The 24,558-nt window shown below is 72.8% G+C and carries 23 protein-coding genes; 21 read left to right on the top strand and 2 right to left on the bottom strand.

The genetic code is table 11. The annotated features are described in order from the left end of the window. Nucleotides 1-16 precede the first annotated feature (16 nt). The 6 genes from ASF78_RS07225 (at nucleotide 17) to ASF78_RS07200 (ending at nucleotide 5,553) form a co-directional block, all read left to right on the top strand. Nucleotides 17-952: a carbohydrate ABC transporter permease gene (locus tag ASF78_RS07225; RefSeq protein WP_056586161.1), complete on the top strand. Its 936-nt coding sequence runs from the start codon at nucleotides 17-19 to the stop codon at nucleotides 950-952. Next, nucleotides 952-1,842, top strand: a complete 891-nt coding sequence (locus ASF78_RS07220) for a carbohydrate ABC transporter permease (RefSeq protein WP_156374060.1) — start codon at nucleotides 952-954, stop codon at nucleotides 1,840-1,842. Before ASF78_RS07225 ends, ASF78_RS07220 begins: the two co-directional genes overlap by 1 nt. Further along, nucleotides 1,839-2,456 carry a hypothetical protein gene (locus ASF78_RS07215; RefSeq protein WP_056586158.1) on the top strand — a complete coding sequence of 206 codons (618 nt, stop codon included), beginning with the start codon at nucleotides 1,839-1,841 and terminating at the stop codon, nucleotides 2,454-2,456. The genes ASF78_RS07220 and ASF78_RS07215 overlap by 4 nt, the downstream gene beginning before the upstream one ends. Next, nucleotides 2,456-3,115 carry a ThuA domain-containing protein gene (locus tag ASF78_RS07210; RefSeq protein WP_056586155.1) on the top strand — a complete coding sequence of 220 codons (660 nt, stop codon included), beginning with the start codon at nucleotides 2,456-2,458 and terminating at the stop codon, nucleotides 3,113-3,115. Before ASF78_RS07215 ends, ASF78_RS07210 begins: the two co-directional genes overlap by 1 nt. A 157-nt stretch (nucleotides 3,116-3,272) precedes the next feature. Continuing rightward, nucleotides 3,273-3,953: an endonuclease/exonuclease/phosphatase family protein gene (locus tag ASF78_RS07205; RefSeq protein WP_156374059.1), complete on the top strand. Its 681-nt coding sequence runs from the start codon at nucleotides 3,273-3,275 to the stop codon at nucleotides 3,951-3,953. A 34-nt stretch (nucleotides 3,954-3,987) separates the two neighbouring features. Beyond that, a complete protein-coding gene (locus ASF78_RS07200; RefSeq protein WP_056586149.1) occupies nucleotides 3,988-5,553 on the top strand; it encodes a methyltransferase in 1,566 nt (521 codons plus the stop codon). A 170-nt stretch (nucleotides 5,554-5,723) separates the two neighbouring features. On the opposite strand, the gene ASF78_RS07195 is transcribed toward ASF78_RS07200, so the two are convergent. Then, a complete protein-coding gene (locus ASF78_RS07195; protein WP_056586146.1) occupies nucleotides 5,724-8,663 on the bottom strand; it encodes a glycosyl hydrolase in 2,940 nt (979 codons plus the stop codon). A gap of 333 nt (nucleotides 8,664-8,996) precedes the next feature. Between ASF78_RS07195 and ASF78_RS07190 the strand changes: the two genes are divergently transcribed. The 7 genes from ASF78_RS07190 (at nucleotide 8,997) to ASF78_RS07160 (ending at nucleotide 16,848) form a co-directional block, all read left to right on the top strand. After that, a complete protein-coding gene (locus tag ASF78_RS07190; RefSeq protein ID WP_056586143.1) occupies nucleotides 8,997-10,139 on the top strand; it encodes an efflux RND transporter periplasmic adaptor subunit in 1,143 nt (380 codons plus the stop codon). Then, the gene (locus ASF78_RS07185; RefSeq protein ID WP_056586141.1) at nucleotides 10,132-10,851 is read left to right on the top strand and encodes an ABC transporter ATP-binding protein; all 720 of its coding nucleotides are present in this window, start codon (nucleotides 10,132-10,134) and stop codon (nucleotides 10,849-10,851) included. The genes ASF78_RS07190 and ASF78_RS07185 overlap by 8 nt, the downstream gene beginning before the upstream one ends. Next, nucleotides 10,848-12,080, top strand: coding sequence for an ABC transporter permease (locus ASF78_RS07180; RefSeq protein WP_056586138.1), 1,233 nt, complete (start codon nucleotides 10,848-10,850; stop codon nucleotides 12,078-12,080). Before ASF78_RS07185 ends, ASF78_RS07180 begins: the two co-directional genes overlap by 4 nt. A 26-nt stretch (nucleotides 12,081-12,106) precedes the next feature. After that, on the top strand, nucleotides 12,107-13,042 hold the full coding sequence (locus ASF78_RS07175) for a hypothetical protein (protein ID WP_056586135.1): 936 nt from the start codon (nucleotides 12,107-12,109) through the stop codon (nucleotides 13,040-13,042). Next, a complete protein-coding gene (locus tag ASF78_RS07170) occupies nucleotides 13,035-14,906 on the top strand; it encodes an efflux RND transporter periplasmic adaptor subunit (protein ID WP_056586132.1) in 1,872 nt (623 codons plus the stop codon). The genes ASF78_RS07175 and ASF78_RS07170 overlap by 8 nt, the downstream gene beginning before the upstream one ends. 104 nt (nucleotides 14,907-15,010) lie before the next feature. Beyond that, nucleotides 15,011-15,841, top strand: a complete 831-nt coding sequence (gene proC, locus ASF78_RS07165) for a pyrroline-5-carboxylate reductase (protein WP_056586128.1) — start codon at nucleotides 15,011-15,013, stop codon at nucleotides 15,839-15,841. Between the two features lie 26 nt (nucleotides 15,842-15,867). After that, complete coding sequence (locus ASF78_RS07160) at nucleotides 15,868-16,848, top strand: LacI family DNA-binding transcriptional regulator (protein WP_056586126.1); 981 nt, start codon at nucleotides 15,868-15,870, stop codon at nucleotides 16,846-16,848. Here ASF78_RS07160 and ASF78_RS07155 read toward each other — a convergent pair. Next, complete coding sequence (locus tag ASF78_RS07155; RefSeq protein ID WP_056586123.1) at nucleotides 16,845-17,429, bottom strand: DUF2867 domain-containing protein; 585 nt, start codon at nucleotides 17,427-17,429, stop codon at nucleotides 16,845-16,847. The genes ASF78_RS07160 and ASF78_RS07155 overlap by 4 nt on opposite strands. A gap of 173 nt (nucleotides 17,430-17,602) precedes the next feature. Between ASF78_RS07155 and ASF78_RS07150 the strand changes: the two genes are divergently transcribed. The 8 genes from ASF78_RS07150 (at nucleotide 17,603) to ASF78_RS22285 (ending at nucleotide 24,557) form a co-directional block, all read left to right on the top strand. After that, complete coding sequence (locus ASF78_RS07150) at nucleotides 17,603-18,013, top strand: hypothetical protein (RefSeq protein WP_056586121.1); 411 nt, start codon at nucleotides 17,603-17,605, stop codon at nucleotides 18,011-18,013. After that, nucleotides 18,010-18,831 carry a helix-turn-helix transcriptional regulator gene (locus ASF78_RS07145; RefSeq protein WP_056586118.1) on the top strand — a complete coding sequence of 274 codons (822 nt, stop codon included), beginning with the start codon at nucleotides 18,010-18,012 and terminating at the stop codon, nucleotides 18,829-18,831. The genes ASF78_RS07150 and ASF78_RS07145 overlap by 4 nt, the downstream gene beginning before the upstream one ends. 32 nt (nucleotides 18,832-18,863) lie before the next feature. Continuing rightward, nucleotides 18,864-19,202: a hypothetical protein gene (locus ASF78_RS07140; protein WP_056586115.1), complete on the top strand. Its 339-nt coding sequence runs from the start codon at nucleotides 18,864-18,866 to the stop codon at nucleotides 19,200-19,202. 112 nt (nucleotides 19,203-19,314) lie between these two features. Continuing rightward, nucleotides 19,315-20,895, top strand: coding sequence for a xylulokinase (locus ASF78_RS07135; RefSeq protein ID WP_056586113.1), 1,581 nt, complete (start codon nucleotides 19,315-19,317; stop codon nucleotides 20,893-20,895). Beyond that, entirely contained in the window at nucleotides 20,892-21,611 is a 720-nt protein-coding gene (locus ASF78_RS07130) for an L-ribulose-5-phosphate 4-epimerase (protein ID WP_056586110.1), read from the top strand. Before ASF78_RS07135 ends, ASF78_RS07130 begins: the two co-directional genes overlap by 4 nt. Continuing rightward, nucleotides 21,608-23,107, top strand: coding sequence for an L-arabinose isomerase (gene araA / locus ASF78_RS07125; protein ID WP_056586105.1), 1,500 nt, complete (start codon nucleotides 21,608-21,610; stop codon nucleotides 23,105-23,107). The genes ASF78_RS07130 and araA overlap by 4 nt, the downstream gene beginning before the upstream one ends. A 104-nt stretch (nucleotides 23,108-23,211) precedes the next feature. Continuing rightward, on the top strand, nucleotides 23,212-24,258 hold the full coding sequence (locus tag ASF78_RS07120; protein ID WP_056586100.1) for a hypothetical protein: 1,047 nt from the start codon (nucleotides 23,212-23,214) through the stop codon (nucleotides 24,256-24,258). A gap of 77 nt (nucleotides 24,259-24,335) precedes the next feature. Then, on the top strand, nucleotides 24,336-24,557 hold the full coding sequence (locus tag ASF78_RS22285; RefSeq protein ID WP_156374058.1) for a hypothetical protein: 222 nt from the start codon (nucleotides 24,336-24,338) through the stop codon (nucleotides 24,555-24,557). The last annotated feature ends 1 nt before the right edge of the window (nucleotide 24,558 follow it).

Here is a 24,558-nt window from a genome sequence, read left to right as displayed (position 1 = left end):
CAGGCGAAGGAGCACCATGGCCATCACCGCAGCGCCACCGACTGCGCCGACGGCGTCGTCCGCGGGGTCCGGCACCACCGGGCGGCAGTCCCGCCGCAACACCCTCATCGGCATCAGCTTCATCCTGCCGAACTTCCTCGGCTTCGCCCTGCTCACGCTGGTGCCCGTGGTCGCGGCCTTCGGGCTGGCGTTCATGGAGTGGGACTCGTACAACCCCGCCGAGTTCGTCGGCCTCGACAACTTCCAGAAGATGTTCGGCAACGACACGTTCTGGATCGCGCTGCGCAACACCCTCTACTACGGCATCGGCCACGTCCCGCTGACGCTGCTGTGCTCGCTGGGGCTGGCCCTGGTGCTCAACCGCAAGCTGCGCGGCGTGCGGTTCTTCCGGACCGCCGCGTTCTTCCCGTACGTGACCTCGCTGGTCGCCGTCGCGGTCGTCTGGAACATGCTCTTCAACCCGACGATGGGTCCGGTCAACCAGCTCCTCACCACCCTCGGCGTCGCCAACCCGCCCGGCTGGACCTCCAGCTCCGACTGGGCCATGCCCGCCGTCATCATCACGAGCGTCTGGCGGGACATGGGCTACTACATGATCCTGTTCCTCGCCGGCCTGCAGACCATCCCCGTCGAGTACTACGAGGCCGCCCGCGTCGACGGCGCCAACGCGTGGCAGCGGTTCTGGCACATCACGCTGCCGACCCTGCGCCCCACCACATTCCTCGTCCTGATCCTGCTGACCGTCGGCTCGTTCAAGGTCTTCGACCTGATCGTCGTCATGACCGACGGCGGCCCTGGTCGCGCCACCCTGGTGCTCTCGCAGCTGATCTACCGGGAAGGCATCGCGCAGGGCGAGTTCGGGTACGCGTCGGCCATCTCCCTGGTGCTGTTCGTCATCGTCCTGCTGGTGACCGTGCTGCAGTTCCGCCTCGGTGAGCGGAGGGACCGCTGATGAGCGTCGTCGAAGCCCCCACGGCCACGGTGTCCCTGGACCCGCCGTCCGTCCCACCCGTCGGCCCGGAGCGGCACCCCGTGCGGACCGCGGTCATGTACGTGCTCATCACGGTCATCGCGCTGGGCGTCCTCGTGCCGTTCGTCTGGATGGTCTCCTCCTCGCTGAAGAACAACAACGAGGTCTTCACCGTCCCGACGCAGTGGATCCCGCGCGACTTCCAGTGGAACAACTACGTCGACATCTGGTCGCGCATCCCGATGACCACGTACCTGCGCAACTCGCTGTTCCTGTCCCTCGTCATCACGTTCCTGCAGGTGCTCACCGGCAGCTTCGCGGCGTACGGGTTCTCCAAGGTGCGCTGGCGCGGGCGCGACGCCCTGTTCGTCGCCTATATCGCGACCATCGCCGTGCCGTGGCAGGCGTACATGGTGCCGCAGTACGTGATGCTGCAGAAGGCCGGGCTGGTCAACACGTTCTGGTCGCTGATCCTGCTGCAGGCGTTCGGCGCGTTCGGGGTGTTCCTGCTGCGGCAGTACTACCTGACCATCCCCGACGAGCTCTGCGAGGCCGCCCGCATCGACGGCCTGTCCGAGTACGGCATCTACCGGCGGATCATCCTGCCGCTGTCCAAGCCGGCGCTCGCCAGCCTCGCGCTGCTCACGTTCGTCGCCACCTGGAACGACTACATGGGGCCGTTCATCTACCTGACCAGCAACGAGCTGTGGACCGTGCAGCTGGGGCTCAAGTCGTTCGTCGGCCTCTTCGACGGCGACTACGCGATGATCATGACCGGCTCCGTGATCTCCGTCGTGCCGATCCTCGTGATCTTCCTGATCGGGCAGAAGTACTTCATCCAGGGCATCGCGACGAGCGGGCTGAAGGGATGAGCACCCTGACCGTCACCACCTACGAGCGCGGGTTCCGTGGCCTCTGGACGGGGCTCGTCGTCAACCTGCTCCTCGCGGTGGCGTGCGCGCCGCTGCTGCTCGCGCTCATGCTGGTGGAGGACCCGCTGGCGGCGCTGCCGTTCTTCGCCGTGCTCTCGTGCGTCTGCGGTCCGGCGCTGCTCGGGGCGTTCGGGGCGTTCGCCGCCGACGACCGGCCGGCGGCCGCGTTCGTGGCCGCGTACCGCCAGGGCTTCCGGCGCGGGCTCGCGCTCTGGGCCGGCGGCGCCGCGATCCTCGGGGTGCTCGCCGTCAACGTCGTCGGTGCGCTCGCCGGCGAGATCGCGTTCGCCCGACCGCTGCTGCCGATGTTCGTCGTGCTCGCGGTGCTCGTCGTCGCGGTCCTGCCCTACGCCCTGGCCGGTGCGTCGCTGCGGGTGGCCGCGGTCGTGGCGCTGCGGCGGTGGTACCTGTCGGCGCTCAACGTCCTCGTGCTCGCCGTCCTCGTCGCCGTCCTCCTGGTCAAGCCCGGCATCGGGGTGCTCATCGCGTGCGCGCCGCTGCTCTATGTGGTGTGGTCGAACGCCCGGTACGCGCTGACCCCCCAGGAGGACTGATGACGCACGCGCTCGTGCTCGCCGGGCACGGACGGTACGAGGACCCCTGGCACGACACGGCCGCGATCGCCCACCGCGTCGCGCAGCTGCTGGGCGACGACGGGGTCGACGTGACGATCCGGGGGACGCTGCCCGCTGCCCTCGACGGGATCGAGCCCGACCTGGTGGTCGTCGCGTCCGGCCGGGGCCGGCCCGACCCCGACTTCGACGGTACCGACGACGACTGGCTCCCGTTCCACGCGCGGCTCTCCGCACTCGTGGCGTCCGGCGTACCCGTGCTCGGGCTGCACCAGGCGACGAACACGTTCCTCGACGCACCCGCCTGGGAGCCGCTGCTCGGCGGGCGCTGGGTCGAGGGCACCACCTGGCACCCCCCGCACAGCACCGCGACCTTCCGGGTGGTGGGCTCCCACGAGATCACCGCCGGACTGGCCGAGGTCACCGCCGACGACGAGCAGTACCTCTCCCTGCGGGTGTCGCCCGACGTCCAGGTGCTCCTCGTCGCCGACCACGACGGCACCGCGCACCCCGTCGTGTGGGTCGCGCCCGGACCGGGCCGGATCGTCTACGACGCCCTCGGTCACGACGTCCGCTCCTACGACTCCCCGTCGCGCGTCGACCTGCTCCGCCGCGAGGTCCGCTGGTTGCTCAGCCCCTGAACCACCCGCTCCCGCGCGAAGATGTCCACATGACGACGTCCGCACTCCGACCGGCTCCGACCCGCACAAACGCGGACGTCCGCGATCGCGGCCGGCTGGCGCCCACGCTCCGGTGGGTTGCCGCGCGTACGGGTGCGGACGTCGTGTGGAGGGTGACGTGACCACGGCTTCCCGCGCGGACCGCCTTCGGGTCATGACGTACAACGTCAAGGGCCTGCAGCTCTCCCGGCCCGACGTCGTCGAGGTCGTGCGGGCTGCCGCGCCGGACGTGCTCGGCCTGCAGGAGCCGCCGCGAGGCCCCCTCGGCTGGTTCCGGACCTGGCGGTTCGCGCGCGACGTGGGGATGCGGGCCGTGGTGAACGGTCGCGGTGCCCGCACGACGGCCCTGCTGGTCGCGCGCGGCCGATCGGTGACCAGCCACTCGGCGGTGCGGTTGCCGAACCTGTCCGGCCGCACCGGCCGCGGCGTCGCCGTCGCGACCGTCGACGGCATCCGGTTCGTCGTCGTGCACCTCTCGCTGGTCCGCGACGAGCGCGCCGCCCACCTGTCGGACGTCCTCGTCCACCACGTGCCCACGATGCGGACCGTCGTGCTGGGAGACCTGAACGAGCCCCCCGGCGGGCCCACCTGGACGAGTCTGACCACCGTGCTGGTCGACGTCGACCCCCTGGGGGACCCGACGTTCCCCGCGATCGAGCCGCGCCTGCGCATCGACGCGATCCTGCGGTCCCCGGACCTGGCGTCGGGAAACGCTCGGGTCCCGTCCGGCCCGCCCGCCCAGGTCGGCAGCGACCACCGCCCGCTCGTCGTGGACCTGGACCTCCTGCGGTCGGTCTAGGGACGTCCGAGGAAGTGAGCGTCCTGGCGACCGGATGCTCGGACGTTGCGGGGATGATGGGCGCGTGGTTCTGGAACCTGCGCCCGGGGCGCCTCTGACCGATGCGCGGCTCGTGGCCGCGCTCCGTGCCGACCTGGCCGCCGCCGGGTACGGCGTCGCCGGGGTGGAGGAGGTGCTGGGGGCGGTCGCCGCCGACGCGCTGCACCGCGAGGAGCCCGTGCCGGCGCTGCGGGCGACCGAGGCGGCTGCCGACGAGGTCGTCGCGGCGCTGATCCGGACGTTCCTGCTCGGCGCGACGACGCCCCGGCGCACGCTCGAGCGGGCGTTCCCGAGCCTGACGGTGGACGGTGCGTCGCGGCTCGGGCTGGTCGAGGTCGACGGCGACGACGTCCGCGCCCGCGTGGACCTGCGCCCGTACACGGCCGTCGACGGTGGCGGCGAGGTCGACTGGTGGATCGCGTCCGACCTCGGCGAGCTGGCGACCGGGCAGGCGTTGCGCACCGACCACGTGCTGGGCGTCGGCGGGGCGTCCACCACGTTGGCGCAGGTCACCGTGCGCGACGAGCGCGACCTCGTGCTCGACCTCGGCACGGGCTGCGGCATCCAGGCGCTGCACGCGTCGCGGCACTCGCGCCGGGTGGTCGGCACCGACATCTCGCGACGAGCGCTCGCGTTCGCGCGGTTCAACGGGGCGCTCGCCGGGGTGGAGCTGGACCTGCGCGAGGGGTCGATGCTCGAGCCCGTCGCCGACGAGCGGTTCGACCTCGTGGTCAGCAACCCGCCGTTCGTCATCACGCCCCGGACGCCCGGGATGCCGTCGTACGAGTACCGCGACGGAGGCCGTGCGGGGGACGCGATCGTGCGGGAGCTCATCGAGGGCGTCGGCGCGACGCTCGCCCCCGGCGGGGTGGCGCAGCTGCTGGGCAACTGGGAGGTGCGCCGCGGCGAGGAGTGGCACGAGCGCGTCGGCGCGTGGCTCGACGCCTCCGGCCTGGACGGATGGGTGGTCCAGCGCGAGCTGCAGGACCCCGCGCAGTACGCCGAGACGTGGATCCGCGACGGCGGCACGACGCCCGACCGGGACCGGGCGGCGTGGGCCGACCGTTACGGGCAGTGGCTGGACGACTTCGCGTCCCGGGCCGTCGAGGGCATCGGCTTCGGCTTCGTCACCCTGCGCAAGCCGCTCGGCACGCCGACGCTGCGCCGGCTGGAAGAGGTCACCGGGACGGTCAGGCAGCCGCTCGGACCGGCCGTCGCCGCCTCGCTCGCCGCCCAGGACTGGCTCGCGATGTCCGACGAGGACCTCGCCGACCAGCGGCTCGTCGTCGCCCCCGACGTCACCGAGGAGCGGTACCTGACGCCGGGCGACCCGGACCCGCAGGTCGTGCTGCTGCGCCAGGGCGGCGGCTTCGGCCGCGCGGTGCAGGCCGGGACGGCCCTCGCGGGGTTCGTCGGCGTCTGCGACGGGGAGCTCACGGTCGGCCAGATCGTCAACGCCCTGGGTGCCCTCCTGGAGGTCGGTGCCGACGCGGTCGCCGCGGACGTCCTCCCGTCGGCCCGCGGCCTGGTCCGGGACGGCCTGCTCCTCCCGGCGAGCTGACGCAGCAACGTCCGCACTCGATCGGGCCTGAGCCCACCGGAGTGCGGACGTTGTTGGGTGGGACGCACTGATGTCCGCACTTCGAGGGGGAGGGGGCCTCAGGAGTGCGGACGTCAGCGGAGAGACGCGCGGGCCCCGTGGAGCGGAGGAGCAGGCCCACGCGTGGTCCGTCAGCGGAGCTCGACGTCGTCGATCACGTGGGTGCCTGCGTTGAAGTACAGGTTCACCTTCTTCACGTCGGCCAGCTGCGCACCGCACTCGGCGCTCAGCGTGGCCAGGTCGACGAGCACGTCGGACGTCGGGGCGGAGATCCACCCCACCTGCGACGTCTCGCACCACGTCCACGAGGAGCCCACCTGCAGAGCGGCCTTCGTGTCGAAGCCCGTGGTGGACACGACGTCGAACCGCAGCTCGGTGCGCCCGGTCCAGTCACCGACGGACGGACCGAACCCGAACCAGCCGCCGTCGGGAGCGGCGGCGTCGATCGTCAGCGTGCCCCCGGTGCCGGTGGCCGTGCCCTCACCGATGGGACCCCAGCCCTGGGCGCCGTCGGCGAAGTCCGTCAGCACGACGGGCTCCAGCGGGCTCGGCCGGTGGTCGAACCGGTCGAGGTACCCGGCGAAGTCACCGCGCGTGACGACCTTGAGCACGCCGTACTTCGTCGCGGAGGTCGGCACGATGATGCCGGTCTCCGTCGCCCACGCGATGGCCGTGCCGAACGGGTGCCACGACGGGACGTCCGTGAACGCCTCCGGCGCCGCCGGCTCGGGCGACCCCGCGAGCCGCCAGAGGACCTCGGCCGCGGACGAGCGGTCGAGCGGACCCTTCGGCAGGAACAGCGGGATCGTCGTGTCGACGAGCTTCTCGCTCGCCAGCCACTCGATCTCCTTGAAGAACGCGTGCTTCTTGGGCACGTCGTGGAACGTCGGCTTCTTCGCCGTGGGGACGAAGGTGGCCTCCGAGTAGCGGTAGAGCAGCGACGCCGTGGCCTCGCGGGTCTGCGGTCTGGTCGGCCTGAACGTGCCGTCCTTGTAGCCGTCGTCGAGACCCTGGTCGTGCAGCCAGATGATGCTCTCGAAGTTCGGCGACCCCGGCAGGACGTCGGAGAACACCGGCGGCGGCTCGACACCCGGCAGGGCGGCGATGTTGTCGACCACGATGCTGCCCGACGGGTCGCCGGTGCCGTCGTCGGCGGCGTTGACGTAGATGTTGAACTGCGAGATCGCCTTCAGGTCGGCGTCGCTGATGCGGCGGTTGGCGTTCGCGGTGTCCCACGGAGCCGGCCGCCAGTCGACGAACGGGAACGTGACGACGCCGGCCTCGGTGCCCGCCAGCGACGGGTACGCCTCGTAGGAGACGCCGCCCGCGACGAGCTGGAGCACCATCTTGTTGCCCGAGCCGTCGGGCTTCACCCAGAGCGCGAGCTCGTTGAAGTCGGACCAGTCGCCGCTGATCTGCTTCCCGAACCCGGTGTACGTCTGGGTCGCGAAGTCGTAGTCCATCCGCAGCGCCTTGGACTCCCCGCTCGTGTCGAGCGAGAGCGTGTTGGCGCCGTAGGAGACGTACTCGGCGCGCAGCGCGGTGTCGTCGCCGTAGCCCTCGTAGTCGTCGACGATGCCGGGGCCGAAGGTCGGTCGCGGGCCGAGGACCACGGACGAGCTCTCGGTGAGCACCTCGACCCCGTCGGCGACGACGTGCACCGTCAGCGTCTGCGTGCTGTTGTCCAGCTGCTCCGCGGGGATGTCCCACGGGGCCGACCACCAGAGGCCGTCACCGGCGGCGAGCTCGATCTCGGTGCTCCCGACCGTGGCGTAGACGCGGTCGGCGTCGACGTTCTGGACGGTCGCGCGGATCGTCGTCGGGGACGTGGCGACCCGGGCGCTGTCGGCCGGAGACGCGATGTGGAGCACCGGTCCGGCGGGCGTGGTGTCCACGGCACGGTCGAACGCGCCGGTGACCTCGCTCGCGAACAGCGTGTACGGGTCGGCCGCGTAGTCCAGGAAGTCGGGCAGCAGGGCGTCCCCGGTCACGGGCACGTAGTGCTGGCCGGCGTCGAAGTTGGCCCACGTCTGCATGTACGCGTTGCGGCTCGCCTTCGGGTCGGCCTTGATGGCGTTCAGCACCTTCGTGAACCACTGCTCGGGGCTGGAGCCGGAGGTGCCGACGCCGTTGGTCACGCCGAACTCGGTGAACGCGGAGACCTTGCCCTTGGCGTCAGCGAGGTCCGCGATCATGCCGAGGTCCTTGACCAGGCCGTCGAGGAACGCGGCCGAGCCGGTGTTGTCGTACGCGTCGAGGCCGAACACGTCCACGAACTCGTCGCCGGGGTAGGTCCGCAGGTACGTGTCCGCGTTGCCGCCGAAGCCGCTGCCCGGACCGAACGCGTACAGGAAGTTGGACACGCCCTTCACGTCGCGCAGGTACTCGACCGTGTAGCGGAAGAGCTCCTTGTACTCGCCGGGGGAGCCGAACGCGGCACCCCACCAGAACCAGGAGCCCGCGTTCTCGTGCCACGGCCGGAAGATGATCGGGATGAGGTCGCCCTCGGCGTCGCGGGCGCCGTCGGCTGCTGCCGCGATGTTGTCGAGGTACGCGTTGAGCTCGGCGTTCTCGGGGCCGCCCGGCAGGACCGCGCGCAGCGTGTCACCGGTGGTGTCGTAGAAGCTGCCGCCGGTCACGAAGTTCTCGATGTGCGCGGACAGGGTGTTGATGCCGCCGAGGGCGTGCGCCTTCGCGATGTGGTCGTCGAGCGCTGCGATGTTCTGCTCGGTGGTGTTGCTCGCCGAGCCGGGGGCCTCGTCGCCCTGCAGGATCAGCGTGTCCCAGCCGAAGAGCGCGGGGTGGTCGCCGGTGAGGTTCTTGACGTCGGACTTGATGCCGTCGGCGCCGGTGAACGTCAGGCCGTACGACGTCGTGTGCTGGTGGCCGAACAGGATGCCGTCGCCGCGGACGTCGTCGAGGTAGGAGAACAGCGACCGGGTCGCCGCGCTGGCGTCCGGGTCGACGATGGTGACGGTCTCGGCCGCCTGGGCGGGCAGTGCCACGAGCCCGCTGAGCGCTGCCGCGGTGATCCCCGCAGTCAGAGCACGCGCGAGATGACGGTTCTTCATTGAACCTCCTGGGTGGTCTCGATCCGCAGAGACCTGACGATGCTGTCGGTCGCGGACGAGGCGGTACAGAGTTAGTCAAGTTACCAAAGAAAGCCCATACCGGACAGATCCGAATCGTTTTGAGTCCGGACGCCGCAGCCGGGTCGGTCGCCGAGCGGGTCGAACAAGCGATGAGTGCCGTAGAAGTCCAGTCCGGCAGTACCCAGGGCTCGTTCGCCGACGCAACGCCGTCCGACGACTCACAGGTCAAGCACAGGTCAGCGCTACGAGCGCCCCAGCCGCCGTCCCTACGTTCGGCCCAGGTCAGAAGGCCGGTCGACGTGAGGGACGGACATGCAGCACGTGTGGAGGCGGACGACGCCGCTGACGAGGACGGTCACCGCCGTCGTCCTCGTCGCGCTCGTCGCCGCGGGCATCTGGTGGTTCGGGATCAGGGACGCGTCGGCGGCGTCGACGGAGCCGATCACGCGGACCGTGGCGGCGAGCCTGACGACCCTGCAGAAGTCGGTCGGCGGCAGCGGCACGCTGACCCCGTCGGTGCAGCAGGACGTGAGCTTCGAGGTCAGCGGGACGGTCACCGCCGTGCCCGTCGCGGTCGGGCAGACGGTCGCGGCCGGGCAGACGCTGGCCACCGTCGACACCCTCCAGCTGACCGCGGACCTGCTCCAGGCGAAGGCCACGCTCGCCGACGCCCGGGCGAAGCTGGCCGACGCGTCCGGCACCGCGCAGGTCGCCGCCGCGCAGGCGCAGGTCGACGTCGCACAGTCGGGGGTGGACACCGCGCAGGCCGCGATGGACGACGCCACCCTGACGGCACCCGTCGCCGGGCTGCTCACCGCGGTGAACCTCGAGGCGGGCGACGCGGTGGGCAGCGGTGACGGGCCCACGACGGACACCGAGGCGCAGTTCACCGTCGTCGGCACCGACGCCTGGCAGGTCGAGGTCACCGTCTCCGACGCGGACGTCGCTCTGATCGAGGCCGGCGACCAGGCGGAGGTCACGCTCGACGGGGCGACCGCGCCGGTCTTCGGCACGATCAGCGAGATCGGGCTGCTGTCCACCGGTGACACCGGCGTCGTGGCCTACCCCGTGACCGTCGCGATCACCGGCGACCAGGACGGCCTGCACGACGGCGTCGCCGCCGAGGTCGAGCTGGTCTACGAGCGTCGCACCGACGTGCTGACCGTGCCCAGCCTCGCGGTCACGACGGCCGAGGACGGCACGACGACCGTGCAGCAGACGGGAGCCGACGGTGAGCTCGTCGACGTCCCCGTGACGACCGGGGAGACGTCCGGGAACGTCACGGAGATCACCGACGGGCTGGTCGAGGGCGACGAGGTGGTGCTCGCGGTCTTCACGCCCGGCACCGGCGGCTCCGGTCGGCAGGGCCCGCAGCTGCCCGAGGGCGGGATGGTCTTCGAGGGCGGACCCGGTGGCGGCCCGCAGAACCAGCAGGGCGGTCCGGCGGATGGCTGAGCTCACGCTGCCGCGCGTCGAGCAGCGCACCGGCGCCGTCATCGACCTCGTCGGCGTCGGCAAGACGTACACGTCCGGCAGCATCGAGTTCGAGGCCCTGCGCGGCGTCGACCTGCGGATCGAGCCCGGCGAGTACGTCGCGGTCATGGGCCCCTCCGGCTCGGGCAAGTCGACGCTGATGAACATCCTCGGCTGCCTGGACACCGTCACGCGCGGCACGTACCACCTGGCCGGCGAGGACGTCGGGGAGCTCGACGAGATCGACCTCGCCGACATCCGGAACCGCCGCATCGGGTTCGTGTTCCAGCAGTTCCACCTGCTGCCGTCGCTGTCGGCGTGGCGCAACGTCGAGCTCCCGCTGGTCTACGGGCGTGTCCCGGGCGCCGTCCGCCGCGACCGTGCGGTGGCCGCGCTCGACCGGGTGGGCCTGGCCGACCGGCTCGACAACCGGCCGGGCGAGCTGTCCGGCGGCCAGCAGCAGCGGGTCGCGGTCGCGCGCGCCCTCGTCGGCGAGCCCGCCCTCCTCCTGGCCGACGAGCCGACCGGCAACCTCGACTCCACGTCGACCAGGGACGTGCTGGACCTCTTCGACGAGCTGCACGCGCAGGGCCGCACGATCGTCCTCATCACGCACGAGGCCGACGTCGCCGCCCGCGCGGACCGCATCGTGCGGGTGCACGACGGCCTCATCGTGTCGGACGGTGCCCGATGACCTGGACCGAGACCCTGCGCACCGGCTGGTCGGCGGTGACCTCGCACGCGATGCGATCGATCCTCACGGTGCTCGGCATCCTCATCGGCATCGCGGCCGTGATCCTCACGGTCGGCCTCGGGCTGGGCACGCAGAAGGATGTCAGCGCCCAGATCAGCGCGCTGGGCAGCGACCTGCTCATCGTCCGGCCCGGCAGCAGCACCAGCGCCGAAGGCGTCCGCGGGGGGTTCGGCTCACGCACCACGCTGACCATCGCCGACGCCGAGGCGCTCGACTCCTCGGTGAACGCGCCGGACATCGGCAAGGTTGCCGCCGAGAAGACGTCGTCCGCGTCGCTGGAGGCCAACGACACCAACTGGACGACGAGCGTCGTCGGCACCAGCACGGACTGGCTCGACGTCCGCGGCCGCACGCTCGCGACCGGGGAGTTCTTCACCGCCGAGGATGAGGCGTCCCGCGCGGCGGTCGTGGTGCTCGGGCCGTCGACGGCCGAGGAGCTGTTCGGGTCCACCCGTGTGGTGGGCCAGACCGTGACCATCGGCGGCACCGACCTGCGCGTCGTCGGCGTCCTGGAGGCCGAGGGCGCATCGGGCGAGAGCGATCTCGACGACCTCGCGGTCATCCCGATGTCGACCGCGGCGGACACGCTCGTCGGCGGCCAGGACCGCAACGCCGTCTCGACGATCTACGTGCAGGCCGCGTCGGCGGACCAGCTCACCGCCGCCTACCAGGAGGCACAGGCCCTGCTGCTCAACCTGCATGGCATCACCGACGCCGACGCCGCCGACTTCACGATCAACAGCCAGGACGCCCTGGTGTCCACCGCGACCGCCGTCTACAAGACCCTGACCGTCCTGCTCACCGGTATCGCGGCCCTGTCACTGCTCGTCGGCGGGATCGGGGTCATGAACATCATGCTCGTCTCGGTCACCGAGCGGACCCGCGAGATCGGTCTGCGCAAGGCGCTCGGCGCCCCGCCGTGGGCCATCCGCCGGCAGTTCCTGGTCGAGGCGGCGGTGCTCGGCCTCGCGGGCGGGGTGCTCGGCGCCGCGCTCGGGATCGTCGTGGCGCAGGTCCTGCCCGGGCTGCTCGACACGTCCGTCGTCGTCTCCGGCGCAGCCGTCGCCGGGTCCGTCGTGGTCGCCGTCGGCATCGGCCTGGTGTTCGGCGTCTACCCCGCCACGCGCGCCGCGCGCCTGGCCCCCATCGACGCGCTGCGCGCGGAATAACCCCCTCTCAGCAAGGAGTGCTCCTCATGTCCGTGCGACTGCTTCCCGCGCTCGCCGCCGTCTCCGTCCTCGTCCTGGCCGGCTGCTCGGCTGCCGACGCCGCGACCGACGCCGCCTCCGACGCGCCGACGTCCGCCACCCAGGGCGACGGGGGCCCGCAGCGTTCCGGCCCGGGCGGTGGTGGCGGCGCGTCCGGAGAGATCGCGTCCGTCACCGGCACCGTGCTGCAGGTCCGGTCGGCGGACTCGCAGACCGCGGTGACCTGGACCGACGCCACCGAGTTCTCCGCGACCGTCGACGGCATGCTCGCCGACGTGACGGTCGGGTCGTGCGTCGTCGCGGTGTCGACGGCGACCACGGACACCGACGCCACCGACACGACCGCCCCGGTCGAGGCGACGAGCATCCGGATCACCCGGCCGACCGACGACGGCACCTGTGCCGGTGGCTTCGGCGGCGGGCCGGCCCTCGGAGGTGAACGGCCCGACGGGGCGCCGACCGACCTGCCGACGATGCCGGAGGGGGAGCGGCCCGACGGCGCACCGACGGACCTGCCTCCCGGCGGTGCCGTGCGGTCGTTCAGCGGCGGTGCCATCGGTACGGTCAGCGCGGTCGACGGCAGCACGCTGACGGTCGAGACCACCGGTCCCGACGACGAGACGTCGACCCGCACGGTCACCGTGACCGACGCGACCACGTACACGACGACCGTGGCGGCCGACGCCTCCGCGGTCGTCGTCGGCCAGTGCGCCAGCGCGCGCGGCGAGGCCGACGACAGCGGCAAGGTGACCGCGACGAGCATCACCGTGTCCGCGCCGACCGACGGCGAGTGCGCCGGCGGGATGGTCCAGCGCTTCGGTGACGGCGGCGGCCCGGGCGGTCCCGGCGGTCCCGGTGGCGGTCAGGACAGCGTCCCGCAGGAGGACACGCAGGACGCGACGCAGGGCGGAACCGATGCCTGAGCACGCAGCGAGCCCGTCCGTCGCTCGTCGTCAGCGGACCCGACGGCGCCGCATCGTCGCCCTCGGCACCGCCGGGGCGGTGGTCCTCGTGGCCGCCGGTGGCGGGGTCGCGCTGGCGGTCGGCGGTTCCGACGAAGGCCGGTACCGCACGGCCACGGCCGAACGGGCGAGCGTCGAGCAGGTCATCGACACCGTGGGGACCATCGCGTCGGCCAGCCGTCGCGACGCGGCGTTCTCCGTCGACGGCACCGTCGCGACCGTGGGGGTCACCGTCGGGCAGGTGGTCGCCGCCGGTGACGTGCTGGCGACCCTCGACGCCGAGGCGCTGCAGGACGCGGTCGAGCGGGCGCAGGCCGACCTCGCCGCCGCCCAGCAGCAGCTCAGCGACGACCTGGACGCGCAGACGGCGCCGAGCTCGACACCGTCCTCGTCCTCGACCCCCCCGTCGGCGGCACCCTCGACGTCCGCCGACACCGACGAGCCCGCGGACGACCCTGCGGCCGACCCTGCGGCGGACCGCCCGGACGACCCGACGGACCCTGCGGTCGAGCGGGCGGCGGCCGGGGTGCGCGCGGCGCAGCAAGCGCTCCTCGACCAGTACCAGCTCACCGCGGACACCCTGACCGCCAGCAGCGAGAGCGTCACGGCGTCGCAGGCGACGTGCGCGGCGTTCCTCGCGGTGGTCGGCGGCGACGTCGAGACGCCCGATCCCGAGCCGACGGCCATCGAGCCACCCGCGACCGACACGACGGATGCGACCGACGCACCCGTCGCCGACGAGCCGGGCCCCGACCCCTCCGCCGTCGAGCAGGCGCTCGCCGACTGCCAGGCCGCGCTGACGGGCGCGCTTGACGCCCAGACCGCCACGGATGCCGAGCAGCAGGCGCTCATGACGCTGGCCACCGCGCTCGACGAGGCGGTGCAGGCGCTGCAGCAGGCGGTCGCGCAGTCGTCGTCGAGCCCGACGACGAACACCCCGTCCACCAGCACCCCGTCGACCAACGCCCCGTCGACCAGCACCCCGTCGACCAGCACCCCGTCCACCAGCACCCCGTCGACCGACAGCCCGTCGACCAACACCACGACGGTCACCGCGGCGACGATCGTGGCCGACCAGGCCGCGATCGACCTGGCCGCAGCGAACGTCACGCTCGCGCAGAGCCGCCTCCCGTTCGCGACGCTGACCAGCCCGATCGCCGGGAGGGTGGCGGGGGTCTCGCTGGCACCCGGCGACGCGGTCACGGCCTCGTCGACCACCGCGGTCGTCACGGTTCTCGGCCCGGACGGGTACACGGTCACCACCAGCGTCCCCCTGACGGCGATCGACATCGTGTCGGTCGGCCAGCCGGCGCAGGTGACCACGCCGAGCACGGACACGTCGCTCACGGCCACGGTCGCCGGCATCGGCATCCTCGACACGTCCACCACCGCGGACCCCGCCTACACGGTCGAGCTCGCGGTCGACCCCACGGACGAGCAGCTCTACGACGGTGCCTCGGCCCAGGTGCGGATCACGGTCGCCGGCGCCGACGAGGTGCTCACCGTGCCCACGTCGGCGGTCCACGTCGACGGGACGACGGCCACCGTCGAGGTGCTCGAGGACGGCACCCCGACGGAGGTCGCCGTCACCCGCGGCGCGGTCGGCACGGAGCGCACGGAGATCACGGACGGCCTGACCGTCGGCGACGAGGTCGTCCTCGCGGACCTGGACGAGCCGATCGAGTCCAGCACGTCGACGACCACGGGCCTGTCGGGCCTGGGCGGTGACCAGACCGAGATGCCGGGACCACCGGAGGGCTTCGTGATGAACGGTGACCTTGGCGGGGGTCCGCCGGCCGGGTTCACCCGGCGCAGCGACGGCTGACGGTCGGCGGCGGGCGCGCCCGTGTGAGCGCTCACCCCGGTGCCCGCCTCGCGTCGGTAGGCTCGCGGCGTCGCCTCCCGGCGGCACGGACGGGGAGGACCACGATGACCGACGAGCCCACCGGCGGCAGGCCGCAGGTCGCGGTGCTGGGCGGCGGCGTCATGGGGGAGACCCTGCTCAGCGCGCTGCTGACGGCAGGCTGGGCGCCGGAGCAGGTCGAGGTCACCGAGCGGCACGTCCCGCGCGCCGACGAGCTGGCCGGCCGGTACGGCGTCCGCACCGGGGCGTCGAACGCCGAGGCGGCCGCCCGCGCCGACGTCGTGCTCCTCGCGGTCAAGCCGAACGTCGTCGCCTCCGTGCTCGACGAGGTGGCGGGGGCCCTGCGCGGCGGCGAGCTCGTGGTGAGCGTGGCCGCCGGCCTCCCGATCTCCAGCTACGAGAAGCGGCTGCCCACCGGGCAGCCCGTCGTCCGCGTCATGCCGAACACCCCGGCCGTCGTCGGCAAGGGCGCGAGTGCGATCGCGGCGGGCACGCACGCGACCGAGGGGCACCTGGTGCTCGTCGAGACCATGCTCGCCGCCACCGGGCTCGTGGTCCGGGTGGAGGAGAAGGACCTCGACGCGGTCACCGCGATCTCCGGGTCCGGTCCCGCGTACGCGTTCTACCTGATCGACGCGATGGCGGAGGCGGGCGTCCTGCTCGGGCTCAGCCGGGACCTCGCGACGAGGCTCGCGGTGGCCACGGTCGAGGGGTCGGCCGCGCTCGCCGCCGAGTCGGGGGACCATCCGGCGGTCCTGCGGGAACGGGTGTCGTCGCCGGGCGGCACCACCGTCGCGGCGGTCCAGGTGCTCGACGCCCACGGCGTGCGCGCGGGTGTCGTCGCCGCCGCGGAGGCAGCGCGGGACCGCTCGCGCGAGCTCGGTCAGCAGTACTGATGAACAGCGCTGCGCGTCCCCCCGCCATGAGTGACGTCGCCGCGCTCGCGGGCGTCTCCCACCAGACCGTCTCCCGCGTGCTCAACGACCACCCGAGCGTCCGCCCCGAGACTCGCGAGCGTGTCACCGAGGCCATCCTCCAGCTGGGCTACCGGCGCAACAGCGCCGCCCGCACCCTGGTCACCCGCCGGTCCGGGACGCTCGGCGTCGTGACCCCGGCGACCGCGCTGTACGGACCGACGAGCACGCTCGTGGGGCTCGAGGAGGCCGCGCGCGTGGTCGGCTGGTTCGTGTCCGTCGCGACCATCCGGCAGTTCGACGGCGACAGCATGCACACGGCGCTGGAGCACTTCCTCGGGCAGGGCGTCGACGGGATCGCGATCATCGCGCCGACGACGGAGGTCGCCCAGGCCATCGCCGCGATCGCGTCCCCGGTGCCGGTCGTGCTCATCTCGTCGGCGTCCGACGTCCCGCCGGTCCCGCACCTGCACGCCGTCGGCGTCGACCAGCGCCACGGCGCCCGGCTCGCCACGCAGCACCTGCTCGACCAGGGGTTCCCGGACGTGGTGCACGTCGCCGGTCCGCAGGACTGGTTCGACGCCCAGGACCGGCTCGCGGGCTGGCGGGAGGTCTCCGGGCCGGGCGCACCCGAGCACATCGAGGCCGGGTGGGACGCCGCCGACGGCTACGAGCTGGGGCTGCGCATGGTCCGCGAGGGCTTGCCGGCGGCGATCTTCGCGGCCAACGACCAGCTGGCCCTCGGCCTCCTGCACGCGTTCTGGGAGCAGGGGGTGCGGGTGCCCGACGACGTCGCGGTCGTGGGTTTCGACGACGAGGTCGGCGCCGCGCACTACACGCCGCCGCTGACGACCGTCCGGCAGGACTTCGGTGCCCTCGGCCGGCTCGCGGTCGGCTCCCTGCAGGCGGCGTTCGCCGGGGAGGACGTCGCGCGTCAGCAGATCCCCGCCGAGCTCGTGGTCCGCGCGAGCTCGGTGCGGCGCGTCTAGCTCCGGTCGGACGCCTGCCACGTCCGGCCGATCGCGCGGAACATCCGCGGGTACACGACCGTGCGTCGGATCGGCGCGATGAGGGCCATGTACAGGCGTCCGGCCCGGCCGTTCGGTCGAACCAGGGCCGCCATCTGCGCTCGGTAGCCGCCGTCACCGTCGGCGACCCACCCGACGTGCATGAGCGCGTGCACGGTCCCGTTGGCCAGCTCGGAGACCCACTCGTCGTGCGTCTGGTACACGGACGTGAACGGCACCGCGGTGCTGTCGGGTCCGCGGGGGCCGTCGGCCAGGTCGCTCGGCAGGCGCTCGCGCAGCGACGGCACCCGGGTGCCGACACCCGTGCCGGGAGCGTCCCAGCCGACGATCGCCCCGAGCCTCCAGCGCGCGGCGAAGAGGAACCCCACGATCCCGCCGCGGACGGCGGAGCCGTCGCCGTGCGCGAAGGACCGGACGAGGTGGTCGAGGTCGTCGGGACCGCCCGGCGTCGGGAGCTCCCAGACGTCCTCGAGCTCGAAGTCCGGCGCGAGCTCGTGGATCCGCCAGGGTCGGGAGGTGTACTCGGTGTCTGCGAGCCTCATGGCGCTGCCCCTCGTCGTCGGCCTCGTGCCCGTCGAACGTAGCGAGCGGCCGCGGACGGCGCCCACGCCTCTCAGCCTCCCCACAGCCATGACCTCGCAGGTCATCGACACGATGACCTCCCGGACGCGACGGTTCTGGTGCGACACCCGTCACCGACCTCCGGAGGACCACCATGACCACGTCCACGTCCCTGACCGCTCCGCCGACGAGCGAGCGGACCCTGCGCCGCGTCCTGGTGGCCGACGCGCTCGTCGGTCTCGCCGCCGCGGTCGGACTGCTCGCGGCCACGGACCTGTACGCCCGGCTCACGGGCCTGCCCCCGTCGGTGCTCCGGGTGGTCGCCCTCCTGCTCCTCGGCTACGTCGTCGCCCTCGGGTGGACGAGCCGCGCACGGCCGCTGCACCGCCGGGCGGTCGGCGCGCTCGTCGTCGCCAACTGGGCGTGGGTGCTCGCCAGCGCGGTCCTGGTCGCGACGGTCCCGGCGACGCCGTTCGGGGTCGTCTACGTGATCGGGCAGGCCGTGGTCGTCGCCGGGTTCGCGGTGGCCGAGGCGCGATCCCTGCGAGACTCGTCGGCACCATGACCACAGGACCCGGGGTGCTGCTGCGCCAGTGGCGGGAGCGCCGACGCCTCAGCCAGCTCGAGCTCTCGTCGCAGACGGGAGTCTCGACGCGGCACCTCAGCTACGTCGAGACGGGCCGATCGAGCCCGAGCCGCGACCTGGTGCTGCGGTTGAGCTCGCACCTGGACGTGCCGCTGCGTGAGCGCAACCACCTGCTGGTCGCGGCGGGCTTCGCGCCCGAGTACCGCGGCACCCCGCTGGACGACCCGTCGATGTCCGCGGTCCGTGCCGCGCTGCGCGTCGTCCTCGACGGGCACGGCCCCAACCCGGCGCTCGTCGTCGACCGGTCCTGGAACCTGGTCGAGGCCAACGCCGCCGTCGCCGTGCTGCTCGGCGACGTGGACCCGGTCCTCCTGGAGCCGCCCGTGAACGTGCTGCGGGTCGCGATGCACCCCCGCGGCATGGCGCCCCACATCGCGAACCTGGCCGAGTGGCGTGCGCACGCTCTCGACCGGGTCCGGCGGCAGGTCATGGCGACGGGGGACCGGGGTCTCGCCGCGCTGCTCGACGAGCTCAGCGCGTATCCCGGCGGCGAGATGGTGGCGGACGCGAGCGACGGGGTGGCGATCCCGATGGGGCTCGACGTCGGCGGGGAGCAGCTCACGTTCCTCACGACGGTCGCGACGTTCGGCACGCCGCTCGACATCACGGTGGCCGAGCTGGTGATCGAGTCGTTCTACCCGGCCGACGCGAGGACGGCCGAGGCGCTCGCCCGGCTGACGGCGACGGTGGACCCCGCGCTGGTCGAGGCGGTGCTGAGCCGGACACGAGGGTCCTAGGCTCGGGTCACACCGACGCACCTGGAGGTCCGATGATCGACATCGCCGAGCTCGCCGACCGGCACCTCGACGCCGCGCGGGCGGACCCTCACGGCCGGTCGGCCGGGGTGGTGGCGCACGACGGCGAGCTGCGTCAGTCGGTGATCGCCCTGACGGCCGGGTCGAGCCTGGGGGAGCACAACTCGCCGAACGCGGCGACGCTGCAGGTCATCCAGGGTCGTGTGCGCGTCGACTCGGCCGACGGCGAGGTCGAGGCGAGCGCCGGGCATCTCTGGGTGCTGACGCACGAGCGGCACTCGGTGCACGCGGTGGAGGACTCGACCTTCCTGCTCACCACGGTCACCGGACTGGGCCGGCCGTCGCACGGGTGAGCAGTGAGACGAGCCCGGCGAGGGTGGACCGAACGGCAGATGTTAGCGCTAACATGTGTCTCGGCCGCCGGCGTCCGCCGCGGTCCGTGACGGACGGAGCGGAGCCCGCGTGATGACGGTCGACCCCCACGGCGCCGACCCCCGGGAGGCTATCGCCGCCGGTCGGACGACGATCGGCATCGAGCTCGGCTCCACCCGGATCAAGGCCGTCCTGATCGGCCCGGGGCACGCTCCGCTGGCGAGCGGCAGCCACGACTGGGAGAACCAGTTCGTCGACCGCGTCTGGACGTACTCGCTGGACGCCGTCTGGTCCGGCCTGCAGGCCGCCGTCGCCGCGCTGCTCGCCGACGCCGAGGCGCAGCACGGGGTGCGGCCGACGACGGTCGGCGCCATCGGCGTCTCCGCGATGATGCACGGCTACCTCGCGTTCGACGCGGCCGACGAGCTGCTCGTCCCGTTCCGCACCTGGCGCAACACCACCACGGGCGCGGCCGCGGCCGAGCTGACCGACCTGTTCGGCCACAACATCCCGCTGCGCTGGTCGATCGCCCACCTGCGCCAGGCGGAGCTCGACGCGGAGCCGCACGTCCCCGACATCACGTTCGTCACCACGCTCGCGGGCTACGTGCACTGGAAGCTGACCGGGCGCAAGGTGCTGGGCATCGGCGACGCGTCGGGCCTGTTCCCGATCGACACCGCGGTGCACGCGTACGACGAGCGCGTGCTCGCCGCGTACCCCGGTCTCGACGTCGCGCCGCTGCTGCCCGAGATCCTCCTCGCCGGACAGGACGCCGGCAGCCTGACCGAGGCCGGCGCCGCGCTGCTCGACCCCACGGGCACGCTCCAGGCCGGCATCCCCCTGTGCCCGCCCGAGGGCGACGCCGGGACGGGGATGGTCGCGACGAACGCCGTCGCACCGCGCACGGGCAACGTCAGCGTCGGCACCAGCATCTTCGCGATGGTCGTCCTGGAGAAGGCGCTGACCAGCGTGCACCACGAGCTCGACCTCGTGACCACGCCGTCGGGAGACCTGGTCGCGATGGTGCACTGCAACAACGGCGCCAGCGAGCTCGGGGCGTGGGCCGAGGTGTTCGGCCAGTTCGCCGCGGCGCTCGGGGCCACCGCGAGCGCCGACGACGTCTTCGGCGTGCTGCTGCGGGAGGCGCTGCGGGGAGACGCCGACGGCGGCGGGCTGCTGGCCTACAACTACCTGTCGGGGGAGCCGATCACGGGACTCGACGAAGGTCGACCGCTCGTCGTGCGGACCCCCGACAGCCGCCTCACCCTGGCCAACTTCATGCGCACCCAGGTGTACAGCGCGTTCGGCACGCTCAGCCTCGGCATGCGGGTCCTGCGCGGCGAGGGTGTGGAGCTCGACGCGATGTTCGCGCACGGCGGCCTGTTCCGGACCGAGGGTGTCGCGCAGCGGCTGCTCGCGGCGGCGGTCGGCGCGCCGGTGACCGTCGGCAGCACGGCGGGCGAGGGTGGAGCCTGGGGGATCGCGGTGCTCGCGGCGTACCTGGGTGCGGCCCCCGAGCAGGACCTGGCCGGTTACCTGGAGGATCGCGTGTTCGGTGGTGCTGTCGCGACGACGGTCGAGCCGGACCCCGACGACGTCCGTGGCTTCGACACCTACCTGGAGCGTTACAGCGCTGGGCTGGCCATCGAGCAGGCCGCGGTGGAGGCACTGTGACCACCTACCCGCAGACCGTGCTCGACGAGATCGAGCGCACGCGCACCGTCGTCGCGGCCCTGCACGCCGAGCTGCCGCGCTGGGGCCTCGTCGTGTGGACCGCCGGCAACGTGTCGCAGCGTGTGGTGGTGGGAGCGGAGCCCGGCCCCGACGACCTCCTCGTCATCAAGCCGTCCGGGGTCACCTACGACGAGCTCACGCCCGAGGCCATGGTCGTCTGCGACCTCGACGGGAACCTCGTCGACGGCACCCGCGCACCGTCGAGCGACACGGCGGCGCACGCGTACGTGTACCAGCACCTGCCGCACGTCGGCGGCGTCGTGCACACCCACTCGACCTACGCGACGGCCTGGGCCGCCCGCGGCGAGCCCGTGCCGTGCGTGCTGACGATGATGGCCGACGAGTTCGGCGGCGACGTGCCGATCGGCCCGTTCGCGCTCATCGGCGACGACTCCATCGGCCGCGGCATCGTCGAGACCCTGAAGGACTCCCGCAGCCCGGCGGTCCTCATGCGCAACCACGGCCCGTTCACCATCGGCAAGGACGCCAAGGCCGCCGTGAAGGCCGCCGTGATGGTCGAGGAGGTCGCCCGCACGGTGCACATCGCCCGGCAGCTGGGCGACACCGTGCCCATCGCGCAGTCCGACATCGACTCCCTCTACGCCCGCTACCAGACCGTCTACGGACAGTCGTCCAACGACCAGGAGACCCGATGAAGCCGTACGCCGACCGCGAGATCTGGTTCCTCACCGGGAGCCAGGGCCTGTACGGCGAGGAGACCCTGCGCCAGGTCGCGACGCAGTCGCAGGAGATCGCCGCCGTGCTGCAGGACGTCCTGCCCGCGAACGTCGTCTGGAAGCCGGTGCTCACCGACTCCGACGCGATCCGCCGCGCCGCGCTGGAGGCCAACGCGGACGACTCCGTCATCGGCGTGATCGCGTGGATGCACACGTTCTCCCCGGCCAAGATGTGGATCGCCGGCCTCGACGCGCTGCGCACGCCGCTGCTGCACCTGCACACGCAGGCGAACGTCGAGCTGCCGTGGGACTCCATCGACTTCGACTTCATGAACCTCAACCAGGCCGCGCACGGCGACCGCGAGTTCGGGTACATCGCCACGCGCCTCGGCGCCGCGCGCAAGACGGTCGCGGGCCACGTGTCCAACCCGGCCGTCACGGCGTCGATCGACGTCTGGGTGCGGGCGTGCGCCGGCTGGGCCGCGACGCACGAGCTGAAGCTCGCGCGCTTCGGCGACAACATGCGCAACGTCGCGGTGACCGAGGGTGACAAGACGGAGGCCGAGCTGCGGTTCGGCGTCTCGGTGAACACGTGGGGCGTCAACGACCTGGTGGCAGCCGTCGAGTCGGTGGCCGACGCCGACGTCGACGCACTGGTCGCCGAGTACGAGGAGCTGTACGACGTCGTCCCCGAGCTGCGCAAGGACGGCGACCGGCACGACTCCCTGCGCTACGGAGCACGCCAGGAGATCGCGCTCCGCACCCTGCTCGAGTCACTGGGGGCCAAGGCGTTCACGACGAACTTCGAGGATCTCGGTGACCTGCGCCAGCTGCCCGGGCTCGCCGTGCAGCGCCTCATGGCCGACGGGTACGGGTTCGGTGCCGAGGGCGACTGGAAGACCGCGATCCTCGTCCGCGCCGCCAAGGTCATGGGGCTCGGGCTGCCGGGTGGTGCCTCGCTCATGGAGGACTACACCTATGACCTGACGCCCGGCTCGGAGCGGATCCTCGGCGCCCACATGCTGGAGATCTGCCCCACCCTGACGACGTCGAAGCCGGCCCTGGAGATCCACCCGCTGGGCATCGGCGGCAAGGAGGACCCGGTCCGCCTGGTGTTCAGCGCCGACCCCGGTGTCGGTGTGGTCGTCTCGCTGGCCGACATGCGCGACCGGTTCCGGCTCACCGCGAACGTCGTCGACGTCGTCCCGCCCACCGCCGACCTGCCGCACCTGCCCGTCGCGCGCGCCGTGTGGGAGCCCCGCCCGGACTTCCGCACGTCCGCCGAGGCGTGGCTGACCGCCGGGGGAGCGCACCACACGGTGCTCACGACGGCCGTGGGCGTCGAGGCGTTCGAGGACTTCGCCGAGATCGCCCGCACCGAGCTGCTCGTGATCGACGAGGCGACCACGCGCCGCGGCTTCCGCGACCAGGTCCGCTGGAACCAGGTGTACTTCCGGCTCGCACAGGGCTTCTGACCGGTCGGACGGTTCCTCCGAACGGGTGGAGCCGGGCGCGGTGATTGCCGTCCTCGACTTGTGTGCATACCGTCATGACACGGACGACTCGGGGGAGTGCAGCGATGACCGTGCAGGGGGTGGCGGGGCCGAGATGGCTGCTGCGCCTTGTGCTCGTCGTCGGCCTCGGGCTGCTGGTCGCGGTGCTCACGTCGCTGTGGTCGGCGCCTTCCGCGCACGCGGTGCCGTCCACGGGTGACCCCGACGAGGAGACGGCGGCCGCGCTCGGTCCGGTGGCCGACGGCGAGCTCGCTGCGGAGACGCCCGCGCCGTTCGCGGAGACGGTCGCCCCGGTGATCGCCCCGGTGATCGCGCCGGTGATCGCGCCGGTCGCGCCGTCCCTCGCCCGGGTGCCGGAGACCGTCGCACCCGAGACCGTCGCACCCGAGACCGTCGCACCCGAGACCGCACCCGGGACCGAGACGGACGTGCCGGTGACCGAGACGGTCGTGCCGGAGACCGAGGCGGTCGTCACCGTGACCGACGCCGTCGTGCCGGAGGTGGAGACGGCCGCACCCGAGGCGGTCGTCACCGTGACCGTCACCGTGACCGTCGCCGTCGTGCCGGTGACCGAGGCGCTCGTGCCGGTGGTCGAGACGGGCTCGGGCGTCCCGGCCTCCCTGACGCACGCGCTCGCGAAGGTGCTGGACGAGCGGCGCCCCGCCCTCTCTCCTCGGGAGCCCGGGGGTCGTGGCGCGTCGGTCGACGCCACCGACACTCCCGTCGTCGCGGTCGGGGTCGCGGTCCCGACGGCACTGCCCTGCCCGACCGTCGCCGCACCGGTCGTCCCGACCGTCCGACCGTCCTCGCCGTGGCAGCCACGGACGCCGCACGACGGCGCACCTCGTCCGGACGACCGGCTTCCCGTCGTCCTCCCACCCACCGCGGAGCACCTCCGTGGCGGAGCCTCGGACCACCCGCGCCCGGTGAGCGGCCCGACGGCGGGTCTGTCGGTGCCGAGCGCCGGGACCCCGTCGGGCGGGCGCGGCACGGTCGGTGCCGTGCCTGCCGAGGTCGGGCCACCGCAGCTGCGCGTGCTCAGCTCGCGCGCCGGACCGTGCGCGGGACCTGCCACCGCACCCCAGATCGAGATCCTCGACTCCCCAGCGTGACCGGGCGCCTCGCGCGCCTGCGCGACACGCCTCGCGCCCGACCAGGGCGCCCCCACACCCGTTCCAGGGAGTCCGCCGTGCACCCGTTCCTTCGTCGATCCGTCCAGACCGTCATCATCAGTGGCGGCATGGCTGCCATCGCCCTCGAGCTCGCCGGGGCGGCCGCTGCCGTCGCGATAGCGGTCGTCGCCGTCGCCGCGTCACCCGTCGCTGCCCGGACGTTCCACTGGCCGACCGACCGTGGGCCGTCCACGCTCACGGAGGTCCCGACGCAGCGCACAGCACCCCCGGAGTCCTGAG

This window comes from Cellulomonas sp. Leaf334 (genome assembly GCF_001424195.1).
Lineage (GTDB): Bacteria > Actinomycetota > Actinomycetes > Actinomycetales > Cellulomonadaceae > Cellulomonas.
The sequence above is the reverse complement of the archived record's forward strand: the minus strand, read 5'-3'. Positions and strand labels throughout refer to the sequence as shown.